Source organism: Azospirillum isscasi (assembly GCF_030849505.1).
Classification (GTDB): Bacteria; Pseudomonadota; Alphaproteobacteria; order Azospirillales; family Azospirillaceae; genus Azospirillum; species Azospirillum isscasi.
In genome coordinates, this window is sequence record NZ_JAUJFI010000172.1 from 1 (window position 1) to 11701 (window position 11701).

Genomic DNA, 11701 nt, shown 5'->3' on the forward strand with positions numbered 1-11701 from the left:
GCTCATCTGCCTGATACTCGCCAGCTGAGCCGCGCGACACCTGCCCGCTCATCTGCCTGATACTCGCCAGCTGAGCCGCGCGACACCTGCCCGCTCATCTGCCTGATACTCGCCAGCTGAGCCTCGCGACACCTGCCCGCTCATCTGACTGATAATCGCCAGCTAGTCCGCGCGATACCTGCCCACTCATCTGCCTGATACTCGCCAACGGAGCCGCGCGACTCCTGCCCGCTCATCAGATTGATACTCGAAAGTGGAGCCGCGCGACACCTGCTTGACCGGCGCCGTCGCCACCACCCCGCCGGGGCTTGCCCCCGCGGCGGAGGACGGCGCCTGAGCCACCGCAGTCCCGCCTGGCGCCTCACCGCCGCCTGGGCCGCCCGGCAGGCGCAGCGGCTGGCCGGCCTGCACGGCGTAGGGGGCGGACAGGCCGTTCAGGCGGGTCAGCTCGCTGACGTCCGCGTTGAACATGCGGGAGATTCCGTAGAGCGTGTCGCCCCGCTGCACGATGTACTGGCGCGACACCGGCAGGACCAGCCGCTGCCCGACCTCCAGCCGGTAGGGCGGCGACAGGTGGTTGACCTCCAGCAGGTCGCGCAGAGGCACGTTGTAACGCCGCGACAGGGAATAGGCGGAATCCCCGCGCTGCACGATGACCGCGCCGCCGATGGAATCCGGGGTGCTCGAAACCGAGGTGACCGGCGCCAGTTCGCCGGTGCGCTGCTGGCAGGCGGCGAGCAGCGGCAGCACCGCCAGCGCCGCGAGGAGGGCGCGCCCAATTACGTTGGATGTCACGCCGAACGGGCCGGCTATTCCGTTCCGGGGGGAGACGGAGGGTCGGACAGCAACGGTACGAAGCGGACGGGCCACAAGTCCTCCCGTGTAAGACCGGTTTCAGTCCGCCGGATGCGGACGACCCGCTGGCCGCGGTAGCCGTCCCCCAGCGGGATGACCATGACACCACCAACCGCGAGCTGATCCGTCAAGTCCTTTGGCGCCTCGGGGCCTCCGGCGGCCGTGACCAGTATGCGCTCGAACGGCGCCCGTTCGGGCCAGCCCTTCGTCCCGTCGCCGTGGCGGGTCGTGATGTTGTCCAGGCGCAGCGCCCGGAACCTCTTCTCCGCCTCGGCCAGCAGCGGGAGCAACCGTTCTACGGTATAAACCCGCCGGCACAGCCGCGACAAAACCGCCGCCTGATAGCCGGAGCCGGTGCCGACCTCCAGAACCGCCTGCCGCTCCTCCAACTCCAGCGCCTGGGTCATCAGCGCAACGACCAGCGGCTGGCTGATGGTCTGGCCCAGCTCGATGGGCAGGGCCGTGTCCTCCCATGCCTGATCCTGGAAGGGGTCGGGAACGAACAGCTCGCGCGGGACCCGCTCGATCGCGGCCAGAACCCGGGTGTCGGTCACGCCGTTGCGGCGCAACGCCATCAAAAGCCGGATCTTGCGCGCGTCTACCGTCACACCCTACCCATTCACACCGGGGAAAACCTCATTCGAACGCGTGCCGCAGGGTCTGGAGCGTCGGCGTGTGCGTCAGATCCAGATAGACCGGCGTCACCGAAATGCCGCCGGAGAAGACCACGTGGATGTCCGTGTCGGGCGCCACGTCGGCCTCCCCGCGCAGGGTCCCGATCCAGATATAGGGCTTGCCGCGCGGATCGACACGCTCCACCAGCTCGTCGCCGATCTTTCGCTTGCCGTGGCGGACCACCTGGATGCCGGTGACCTCCGCCGCCGGGCGGGCCGGGAAGTTGACGTTCAGCAGGACGTATTTCGGCCAGGCGACGGACACCGCCTTGCGGATCACCTCCGCCCCCCAGCGCTCCGCCGCCGACCAGTCGATCTGGGTGCGGTTCTCGTAATGCTGGCTGAGCGCGATGGCCGGAACGCCCAGCAGGGTCGCCTCCATGGCCGCCGCGATGGTGCCGGAATAGGTCACGTCCTCGCCGATGTTGGAGCCCTGGTTGACGCCGGACAGGACCAGCGTCGGGCGGGCGTCCTTCATGATGTGGTTGACGGCCAGCAGCACGCAGTCGGTCGGCGTGCCGTCCACCGTGTAGCGCCGCTCGTCCAGCTGACGCAGCCGCAGCGGGCGGTTGATGGTCAGCGAGTGGCTGGCCGCCGACTGCTCCATCTCCGGCGCCACCACCCACACGTCGTCGGTGATGGAGCGGGCGATGGCCTCCAGCACCTTCAGGCCCTGGGCGTGGATGCCGTCGTCGTTGGTGACGAGGATGCGCGCCTGCGACAGGTCGAGCGGGAGATCGAACATCAGGCGGTGATCCTCTCCAGCCCGCGCATGTAGGGCCGGAGCGCCTCGGGAACCAGGATGGAGCCGTCGGGCTGCTGGTAATTCTCCAGCACCGCGATCAGGCAGCGCCCGACCGCCACGCCCGAGCCGTTCAGGGTGTGGACGAACTGGGTCTGCTTCTCGCCCTTGGGGCGGCAGCGGGCCTTCATGCGGCGGGCCTGGAAGTCGCCGCAGTTCGAGCAGCTCGAAATCTCGCGGTACATGTTCTGGCCGGGCAGCCAAACCTCGATGTCGTAGGTCTTGCGCGCGGAGAAGCCCATGTCGCCGGTGCACAGGGTCACCACGCGGTACGGCAGGCCAAGCCGCTGGAGGATGGTTTCCGCGCATTGGGTCATGCGCTGGTGCTCCGCCTCCGACTGGTCCGGGGCGGTGATGCTGACCATCTCCACCTTCCAGAACTGGTGCTGGCGGATCATGCCGCGGGTGTCGCGCCCCGCCGAACCGGCCTCGGCGCGGAAACAGGGGGTCAGCGCGGTGTAGCGGTAGGGAAGCTCCTCCATCGCCACGATCTGGTCGTTGACGAGGTTGGTCAGCGGCACTTCCGAGGTCGGGATCAGGTAATGGTCGGTGCCTGTGCGGAACAGGTCCTCCTCGAACTTCGGAAGCTGGCCGGTGCCGAACAGCGCGTTGTCGCGCACCATCAGCGGCGGCGCGACCTCCGTATAGCCGTGCTCGCCGGTGTGGATGTCCAGCATGAAGTCGGCAAGAGCGCGCTCCAGCCGGGCGAGGCCGCCCTTCAGGACCGTGAAGCGGGCGCCGGACATGCGCGACGCCGCCTCGAAATCCATCAGGCCCAGCGCTTCGCCCAGCTCGAAATGCTGCTTGGCGTCCGCGATGGCCTTCGGCTCGCCCCAGCGGCGGATCTCGACGTTGGCGGTCTCGTCCGGGCCTTCCGGCACGTCGTCGGCGGGCAGGTTCGGGATGGTGGCGAGCATCCGGTCGAGCTCGGCGCCCAGCGCCTTCTCCTCCTCCTCGACCTGGGGCAGCCGTTCCTTGAGCTGCGCCATCTCGTCCATCAGCGGCTGGGCGTCGCGGCCCTCCCGCTTGGCGAGGCCGATCTCCTTCGCCGCCTCGTTGCGGCGCGCCTGCATCTCCTGAAGCTGGGTCTGCGCGGCGCGGCGGCGGGAATCGAGGTCCAGCACCGTCGGCGACATCGGTTCCAGGCCCCGGCGGGCCAGGCCGCGGTCGAAGGATTCGGGGTTCTCACGGATGGCGCGAAGGTCGTGCATGGCTCACGGCGATACGGAATGGGTGGGAGGCTGGTTATAGTCCGCCGCCGGGTGAAGGTCCAGTGGTGCCGCCGCGCGGGCCGCCACGACCTTGGATTGATTCGCATGCCATGCTTTTCGGTGGCACCGATGCGGGAAATGGGTGCAAAATTTCAATCCTGGAAACGTCGATCCTTTTGCCGCCACCCATTCCGGACATGATGCTCGACACCCGCACCCTCGTCATCGCCCTTGTGGGCATCTGCCTTTTGCTGTCCGCGGCGTCCTTCCTGGCCTGGAGGGTGCACCGTCACATCACCGCGCTGGCCTATTGGGCCGGGGGGGCCCTGGTGGGGGCCTGCGGGTTGGCGCTGATCGCGCTCTACGGCGTTTGGCCCGCCGCCCTGGTCGTGCCTCTGGCCAACGCCCTGGTGGCGTCGACCTACGTGCTGAACTGGTTCGGCGTGCGCAGCTTCGCCGGGCGGCCCATTCCCTGGCGAAGCGGGCTGGCGGTGCTCGCGGCGATGACCGCGGGCAATATGTGGTTCGTGGTCATCGAAAACGACGTGACGGCGCGAATCCTGATCGCGTCCACCGGTTTCTGCGGCCTGTTGCTGCTCGCGGCGCTGGAACTGTGGCGGATGGAGCCGGCGGACCGGTTGCGGCGGGCGCAGCGGGTGACCGCCATGGTCTTCCTGCTCCACGCCCTGTTCGTCGCCGGGCGGGCCGTCCTGACCGCCTGGAGCGAGCCCGTCAGCAGCATCCTGGTCCCCGATCCGGTGCAGAGCGCCAGCTTTCTGGAGAGCATTCTGGCCATCACCGCCTGGGGCTTCGGCTTCCTCTCCATGACCAGCGAGCGGCTTCAGGCGGATCTGGACCGGATCGCCACCATCGACCCGCTGACCGGCGCCTTGAACCGGCGGGCCTTCATGAGCCATGCGGAACGGGAACTGCTGCGGGCGCAGCGCAGCGGGGCGCCGCTGACCCTGCTGCTGCTCGATCTCGACCGGTTCAAGCGGGTCAACGACACCTTCGGCCATCTGGCCGGGGACGCGCTTCTCCGCCGCTTTTCCGAGATCGTCTCGGCAAGGCTGCGCCGCACCGACCTGTTCGGGCGCTATGGCGGGGAAGAGTTCTGCCTGCTGCTTCCCGACACCGACCAGATCGGGGCGGCAGCCCTGGCGGAAGCGCTGCGGCGCGACGTGGCGGCACGTCCCCTGGACTTCCAAGGCCAGGAGATCGCCGCCACCGTCAGCATCGGCATCGCCGCCTGCCACGGCGGCGAGCCTTTGGACGCTGCGCTCGCCGCCGCCGATCGGGCCCTGTACCGGGCAAAGCACAACGGCCGCAATCAGGTGATAGCGGCCGGAGCGGCGGGCTGAGAGCGGAGCGGCCTCACGCCTGCTCCGCCGCCTTCTCCTCCTGCTCGCGCTTCTTCTCGATGGCGCGGCCGATCCAGATGGAGATCTCGTAGAGCGCCAGCAGCGGGATGGCGAGGCCGACCTGGCTGATGACGTCCGGCGGGGTCAGGACCGCGGCGACGATGAACACGAACACGATGGCGTAGCGCCGCTTGGCGGCCAGCGTCTCCGTGGTCAGCAGCCCGGCGCGGACCAGCAGGGTCAGCAGCACCGGAAGCTGGAAGGCCAGACCGAAGGCGAAGATCAGGTGCATCACGAGGCCGAGATACTCGCTGACGCGGGCCTCGAACTCGATGGGAAGGGCGCCGGCGTCCATGCCCGGGTGGAATTCGAACCCCAGGAAGAACCGCCAGGCCATCGGGAAGATGAAATAGTAGACCATCGCCCCGCCCAGGAAGAACAGGACCGGGGTGGCCACCAGGAAGGGCAGGAACGCCTTGCGCTCGTGCTTGTAGAGGCCGGGCGCCACGAACATCCAGATCTGGCTGGCGACGATGGGGAAGGACAGGAAGCAGCCGGCCCAGAAGGCCACCTTCACATAGGTGAAGAAGGCTTCCGTCAGGCCGGTGTAGATCATCCGGCGTCCCTGCCCGGCCAGGATGTCGGCCAGCGGCTGGACCAGGAAATTGTAGATCCGGTCGGAGAAGGCGTAGCACACGAAGAAGGCGACGATGATCGCCAGCGTCGCGTACATCAGACGGTTGCGCAGCTCGACCAGATGGTCGATCAGCGGCATCTTGCTTTCTTCGAGTTCGTCGTCGGTATCGCCGGTCATGCGCGTTTCGCCGGACACAAGGTCACGCCTGCTTGTTCGTGGTTGCCGCCGCAGCGGAGTCGGCGGAGGCCGGGACCGCCGGCTGGGCCGGGGCCGGAACGAACTCCGCGGGCGGAGCCGGAGGCGGCGGGACCGTGACCGGCGGTTCGGTCGCCGGCTGCGGCTGGGCCGCCGCCACCTGCGGGGAACCGACGGCGGGAACCACCGCCGCGGCCGGGGCCGGGGCCGGGCCATCCTCCGGCGGGCTGCCGGGATGGCCGCTGGCCCCGAGGTCGGCCACGGCGTCGAAGGCGCCCTTCAGCTCCCCCTTCGGATCGATCGTGTTCTCGACCATCCGCTGGAGGTTCGCGTCGCGGACCTTCAGGGCCTCCTTGCGGAGGTCGTCAAGCTCCGCCTCGCGCATCATGTCGTCGATGTGGCCCTGGAAGTCGCGCGCGACCACGCGCGCCTTCTTCACCCATTTTCCCAGGGTGTAGATGGCCTTGGGCAGGTCCTTCGGGCCGATCACCACGAGGGCGATGACCGCGATGACCATCAGTTCCGACCATGCGATGTCGAACATGGCTCCTCAGCCTTTCGAAGCGGCGCGGGGATGAGCGGCGCCGGACGGTCAGGTGCGGGCCGTCTCGTCCTTCTTCACGCCGGGGTCGGCGGCGGGGGGAACCGGATGGACCGAGGACACCGGCTGGGCCGGCGGGACCGGCTGATTCGGCAGGACCTTGGAGTCGGCGCCGGGTGCCGCACCCTCCTCCTCGTCCTTCAGGCCGGCCTTGAAGTTCTTGATGCCCTTGGCGAGGTCGCCCATGACCTTCGGCAGCTTGCCGGCGCCGAACAGGAGCAGGACGATCAGAAGGACGATGACCCAATGCCAGACGCTGGAGAATCCCATGACACACGTTTCCTGAACAGGCAGCCCTATGGCGGGGCGGCACTATGGCAGAAAGGTTCCCCTCCCGCAACGATCGGTCGGGCGAAACCGCTCAAACGACTTAAGTGGGTGCACCGGCTGGAAAAACGAAGGCCTGGCAGAGGTCCATGCACACCGAAACATGCGTTTGCTCGGGCGGCAGGAACTGGCCCGGCATGCGGGAGTGCAAATGCGCCGATCCGCCCTTCCCGTCCGGCAGGTCGAGATGGATCAGGCTGGTGCGTCCGAGCAGCCGCGCCGCCGTCACCCGCGCCAGCACGGGCAGATCCCCGGCGGGCACCGTGGCCGTGGGCTGGGCGGACAGCTTCAGCGCTTCCGGACGGATCAGCACGTCCACCGCGGTGCCGTCGGCGATCTCCGTGGGGATCGGGCCGACCGGCGTGTCCACCGCCCCGCCCCGCACCACGCCGGCCAGCCGGTTGACCTCGCCGAAGAACTCCGCGGCGAAGGCGTCGACCGGGCGGGTGTAGAGGTCCACCGGGTTGCCGACCTGCACGACCTTCCCCGCGCGCATCAGCGCGATGCGGTCGGCCAGGAACATGGCCTCCTCCGGGTCGTGGGTGACCAGCATGGTCGCCGCGCCGTTCTGCTTCAGCACATGCAGCGTCTCGTCGCGCACCTGCTCGCGCAGCCGGGCGTCGAGGCCCGAAAACGGTTCGTCCAGCAACAGCACCGCCGGGTTCGGGGCCAGCGCACGGGCCAGCGCCACGCGCTGCTGCTGCCCGCCGGACAGATGATGGGGGAAGGAGTCGGCGTAGCCGGCCATGCCGACCTGCCCCAGCGTCTCCAGCGCGCGCTTGCGCTGCGCCTCGCCGGACAGGGCGGTCAGGCCGAAGCGCACGTTGTCGAGCACCGACAGGTGCGGGAACAGCGCGTAATCCTGGAAGACGAGGCCGACGCCGCGGCGTTCCGGCGGCACCGCGCCGCGCTCGTCCGCCACGACCGTTCCGCCGATCCGGACCGAGCCGGTCTGCACCGCCTCCAGCCCCGCCGCGATGCGCAGGAGCGAGGACTTGCCGCAGCCGGACGGCCCGCACAGGCAGACGATCTCCCCCGCCCCGATGGTCACGCTGACGTCGTCCACCGCCGTCACGCGCCCGTAGCGGTGGGTCACGCCCTCCAGCGCCAGGGCCTCCACCGCGATGGCGGCGGCCCCGCCCTGCGGCCCGAAGGCGTCCAGATGCGCCCGTCCGTTGGCGGGAAGCGTCACGGGCGCCGCTTCGCAGGGCGCCCCCTCCCGCGGGTCGCGGGTGAAGAGCGCCGACGCCTTGCCCCGCAGCGCGTCGCGCAGGCGGGCCGGGCGCGGCGCGGCAACGGTGTCTTCGGAGGCGGAGGACGGGTGACGGGCGTCGGTGACGGACGGACGATCCATGGCGGTCCCAGTCTGAAGCGGCCCCAGGGCTCGATTGACCTTGGCCGATTAACCTTAGTACCGGCGCACCGCCGTGGATGCAAATGGTTCTTATTTTCGAGCGTTCCGCTCAGGTATCGGATTCGTCAGCGTTTTCCGATGGTTCCGCATCCTCCAGACCGGCGCCGCCGATGCCCAGGAGCACGGGCCGCGAATCGAGCAGACCGGCGGCGCGCAAATCCTCCACCCCCGGCAGGTCGCGCAGCGTCTCCAGGCCGAAATGGTCGAGGAAATGGTCGGTGGAAATCCAGGTCAGCGGGCGGCCCGGAGTCTCGCGGCGCCGGCCCGGCCTGATCCAGCCGTTCTCCATCAGGATGTCCAGGGTGCCCTTGCTGGTCGCCACCCCGCGGATCGCCTCGATCTCCGCGCGGGTCACCGGCTGGTGGTAGGCGATGATCGCCAGCGTCTCGATGGCGGCGCGGGACAGCTTCTTGGAAACCTCCTCCTCCTGCCGCAGCAGCGGAGCGAGGTCCACCGCCGTGCGGAAGGACCAGCCGGCCCCGGTGCGGATCAGGTTCACCCCGCGCGCCGCGTAGTGGACGCGCAGTTCCTCCAGCAGCGCCCGCAGGTCGGCGCCGCGTCCCAGCCGCCTGCCCAAAGTTTCTTCGTCCAGCGGGTCGGCGGAGGCGAACAGCAGCGCCTCCAGCAGCCGCAGGTTCCGCAGCCGCTCCCCAATTTCCTCCGGGATCCCCTCCGGGTTGTCGATCTCCCGGATCATGCCGTCGGGACCGCTCATTCGTCGTCGCCTCGCTCATGCCGGCGCGCCGCCCGGCGGACGTAGATGGGGGAGAAGGCGCCGTCCTGGCGAAGCTCCACCTGCCCCGCCTTGGCCAGTTCCAGGGTCGCCGCAAAATGGGCGGCCAGCGCCGAGCGGGTCAGCAGACCGCCCCGCACGCCCTCCGGCAGGAAGCTGGACAAGGTGGCCCAGTCCGGCATGCGGCCCAGCAGCTCCGACAGGCGGCGCACCGCGTCCTCCAGCGAATAGAGGCGCACCGGCTCGATGTGCAGGACGCCGCCCTCTTGCCGCTTCCTGTGCTCCCCATAGGCTTTCAGCAGGTCGTAGAGCGTGACCTGGAACACCGATTTGCGCAGGATGTCCAGGTCTTCCGGCGCGCCGCGGACGAAGCGGTCCACCCCCAGCCGCGGGCGGGCGAACAGCTTGGCCGCCGCCTCCTTCATCGCCTCCAGCCGCTGAAGCTGGAAGGCCAGCGCCGCCGCCATGTCCTCGCCCGAGGGTTCCTCGTCCTCCACCTCCGGGATCAGCAGGCGCGACTTCAGGTAGGCCAGCCACGCCGCCATGACGAGATAGTCCGCCGCCAGCTCCAGCCGCACCTTCCGCGCCTCCGCGACGAAGGCGAGATACTGGTCGGCAAGCTGGAGGATGGAGATCTTCGTCAGGTCCACCTTCTGCTCGCGCCCCAGCGCCAGCAGCATGTCGAGCGGCCCCTCGAACCCGTCGAGCACGAGGACGAGCTGTTCCGCCGGGCCGATGGCCGCGGCCTCGCCGTCCTGGTCCTGGCGTTCCTTGGGGGCCATGCCGTCAGTTGCCGCTGAGGATGCGGATCAGCTCGATCATGTAATCCACCGGCGGGCCGAGCACCCAGGAGAAGACGCTGAGGTCCATGCCAAGCTCCCGCCCGATGAAGGGCAGCAGGAAGAAGGCGCCGATCAGGATCAGCATCCCGTACTTCTCCATCCGGGCCAGCGGAAAGGCCAGCGCGTCGGGCAGGATGCCGACCGCCACGCGCCCGCCGTCCAGCGGCGGCAGCGGGATCATGTTGAAGACCATCAGCACGACGTTGACCAGGACCGACACTTCCAGCGCGGCGCGGAACCACATCTCCATCGCGCCACCCTGCGGGCTGGTGAAGCCCCAGACGACCGCCGAGACCAGGGCCAGCACGAAATTCACCCCCGGCCCGGCCAGTGCCACCCACACCATGTCGCGGCGGGGGTGGTGCAGGCGCCCGAAATTCACCGGCACCGGCTTGGCCCAGCCGAACACGAAGCCGGTGGTGAAGTACATCAGTGCCGGCAGGACCACCGTGCCGAGGGGGTCGATGTGGCGGATCGGGTTCAGCGTCACCCGGCCCAACCGCCACGCCGTGTCGTCGCCCCGCCACCACGCCACGAATCCATGCGCCGCCTCGTGCAGCGTGATGGCGAGGATCGCGGGGATGGCGACCGCAAAGATCATCGGTATGCGGTCGATCAGACCTTCCAGCACGCCCATCTCTCCCGTTGCGCCCCCGGACCCGTCCGGGAAGCCTGAGCCCGGCCTTGATCTTGGCCGCCTTTAAATCTGGGGAGTGCCCAGCAATTCCGCCAGACGCGCCCGCAGGTCCGCGGCGTCCGCGGGCTGCGCGGGGCCGCGCATCGCCTCAGCTTTCGCCCAGCGGCGGACGGCGTCGCCGCTCATCGCCGGGACGCCTTCGGCCACCGCCACCATCTCCTCCATCGCGCCGTTGCAGTGGAGCACGATGTCCAGCCCCGCCGCCAGAACGGCCTCCGCCCGGCTGCGCATGCCGCCGGCCAGCGCGCCCATGGACAGGTCGTCGCTGAACAGCAGCCCGTCGAAGCCGATGGGGGCGCCGCGCACCACGTCGCGCACCACGGTGGCCGAGGTGCTGGCCGGCGCGTCCGGATCGATGGCCTTCAGCACCACATGGGCGACCATCCCCAGCGGCATGTCGGCCAGGGCACGGAAGGGCGCGAAGTCGGTGGCCTCCAGCGCCGCACGCGGGGCGTCCACCACCGGCAGTTCGGCGTGGCTGTCGGCGAAGGCGCGGCCATGGCCGGGGATGTGCTTGACGACGGGAAGCACCCCGCCGGCCATCAGCCCCTCGCAGGTCGCCCGCGCCAGATCGGCCACGCGGGCCGGATCGCCGCAGAAGGCGCGGTCGCCGATGATGTCGTGGGCGCCCTCCACCGGCACGTCGCAGACCGGGGCGCAGTCCACCGTCACGCCGCAGTCCGCCAGCATCAGCGCCAGCAGCCGGGCGTTGATCCGCGCGGCCTCCCGCCCGGCGGCGGTGTCGCGGGCGGCGAGGTCCCCGAACGCGCGCATCGGGGGAAAGGCGGGCCAGTGCGGCGGGCGCATGCGGGCCACCCGCCCGCCCTCCTGGTCGATCAGCACCGGGGCATCGGCCCGGCCCACGGCGTCGCGCAGGGAGTCCACGAGCGCCCGCACCTGATCCGGGGTGTCGCAATTGCGCCGGAACAGGATGAAGCCCAGCGGATCGGCGTCGCGGAAGAAAGCGCGCTCCTCCGTGGTCAGGGCGATTCCGGCGGCGCCGAAGACCACCGCGCGGTGGGTTCCGGACGCGCTGCGAGCGGTCGGCAAAGCCGGGTCAGGGACGGACAACCACACACCCCACATTCTGGGCCTTGAGCTGAGCGCAGACCGATTTGGCGCGCTCCTCGTCCAGGCCGACGCCCTGGATGCGGTAGAAGATGCCCTTCTCGCCCAGGTCGGCCTTGGCGACCTGCATGGACAGCCCGCCGAGGGCCGCTCCATAGCGGCTGGTCAGGCGCTTCCACTCCGTCGAAGCCTCCGCCTCGCTGCGCACGGCGGCGAGCTGGACGCGCCAGCTTCCTCCGCCCGCGGCCTTGGCCGGCGCGGGAGCCGGCGGCGGGGCCGGGGCG

Annotated in this window: 14 protein-coding genes; 1 reads left to right on the forward strand and 13 read right to left on the reverse strand. The window is 69.7% G+C overall.

Translation table 11 applies throughout. From position 1 onward, the window contains the following. Nucleotides 1-186: 186 nt before the first annotated feature. The 4 genes from QSG27_RS24175 to serS are packed head-to-tail and all read right to left on the reverse strand — an operon-like array spanning nt 187 to nt 3542. Nucleotides 187-795, reverse strand: coding sequence for a LysM peptidoglycan-binding domain-containing protein (locus QSG27_RS24175; protein ID WP_306710649.1), 609 nt, complete (start codon nt 793-795; stop codon nt 187-189). 14 nt (nt 796-809) lie between these two features. Beyond that, nucleotides 810-1463, reverse strand: coding sequence for a protein-L-isoaspartate(D-aspartate) O-methyltransferase (locus tag QSG27_RS24180; RefSeq protein ID WP_306710652.1), 654 nt, complete (start codon nt 1461-1463; stop codon nt 810-812). 28 nt (nt 1464-1491) lie between these two features. Further along, nucleotides 1492-2274: a 5'/3'-nucleotidase SurE gene (gene surE / locus QSG27_RS24185; RefSeq protein WP_306710653.1), complete on the reverse strand. Its 783-nt coding sequence runs from the start codon at nt 2272-2274 to the stop codon at nt 1492-1494. Continuing rightward, the gene (serS, locus tag QSG27_RS24190; protein WP_306710655.1) at nt 2274-3542 is read right to left on the reverse strand and encodes a serine--tRNA ligase; all 1269 of its coding nucleotides are present in this window, start codon (nt 3540-3542) and stop codon (nt 2274-2276) included. The genes surE and serS overlap by 1 nt, the downstream gene beginning before the upstream one ends. Before the next feature lie 176 nt (nt 3543-3718). Here serS and QSG27_RS24195 point away from each other — a divergent pair, with 176 nt between their 5' ends. Beyond that, nucleotides 3719-4903 carry a GGDEF domain-containing protein gene (locus QSG27_RS24195; protein WP_306710657.1) on the forward strand — a complete coding sequence of 395 codons (1185 nt, stop codon included), beginning with the start codon at nt 3719-3721 and terminating at the stop codon, nt 4901-4903. A gap of 13 nt (nt 4904-4916) precedes the next feature. Here QSG27_RS24195 and tatC read toward each other — a convergent pair whose 3' ends face one another. The 9 genes from tatC to QSG27_RS24240 all read right to left on the reverse strand — a co-directional run. Then, on the reverse strand, nt 4917-5717 hold the full coding sequence (gene tatC / locus QSG27_RS24200) for a twin-arginine translocase subunit TatC (RefSeq protein WP_306710659.1): 801 nt from the start codon (nt 5715-5717) through the stop codon (nt 4917-4919). Nucleotides 5718-5739: 22 nt separating this feature from the next. Further along, nucleotides 5740-6279: a Sec-independent protein translocase protein TatB gene (gene tatB, locus QSG27_RS24205; RefSeq protein WP_306710661.1), complete on the reverse strand. Its 540-nt coding sequence runs from the start codon at nt 6277-6279 to the stop codon at nt 5740-5742. A 48-nt stretch (nt 6280-6327) separates the two neighbouring features. Continuing rightward, the gene (locus tag QSG27_RS24210; RefSeq protein ID WP_237906029.1) at nt 6328-6606 is read right to left on the reverse strand and encodes a twin-arginine translocase TatA/TatE family subunit; all 279 of its coding nucleotides are present in this window, start codon (nt 6604-6606) and stop codon (nt 6328-6330) included. Between the two features lie 100 nt (nt 6607-6706). Continuing rightward, nucleotides 6707-8017 (reverse strand): ABC transporter ATP-binding protein, encoded by a 1311-nt coding sequence (locus QSG27_RS24215; protein WP_306710663.1) that lies wholly within the window; start codon nt 8015-8017, stop codon nt 6707-6709. A gap of 109 nt (nt 8018-8126) precedes the next feature. Next, nucleotides 8127-8792, reverse strand: coding sequence for an SMC-Scp complex subunit ScpB (gene scpB, locus QSG27_RS24220; protein WP_407653267.1), 666 nt, complete (start codon nt 8790-8792; stop codon nt 8127-8129). Beyond that, nucleotides 8789-9592, reverse strand: coding sequence for a segregation and condensation protein A (locus tag QSG27_RS24225; protein ID WP_306710665.1), 804 nt, complete (start codon nt 9590-9592; stop codon nt 8789-8791). Before QSG27_RS24225 ends, scpB begins: the two co-directional genes overlap by 4 nt. Nucleotides 9593-9596: 4 nt before the next feature. Next, nucleotides 9597-10289 carry a site-2 protease family protein gene (locus QSG27_RS24230; RefSeq protein ID WP_407653268.1) on the reverse strand — a complete coding sequence of 231 codons (693 nt, stop codon included), beginning with the start codon at nt 10287-10289 and terminating at the stop codon, nt 9597-9599. Nucleotides 10290-10352: 63 nt separating this feature from the next. Next, nucleotides 10353-11399: a beta-N-acetylhexosaminidase gene (nagZ, locus tag QSG27_RS24235; protein ID WP_306710669.1), complete on the reverse strand. Its 1047-nt coding sequence runs from the start codon at nt 11397-11399 to the stop codon at nt 10353-10355. 7 nt (nt 11400-11406) lie between these two features. Then, nucleotides 11407-11701, reverse strand: a 295-nt coding sequence (locus QSG27_RS24240) for an SPOR domain-containing protein (RefSeq protein ID WP_306710671.1), incomplete at its 5' end; no start/stop codon positions are given.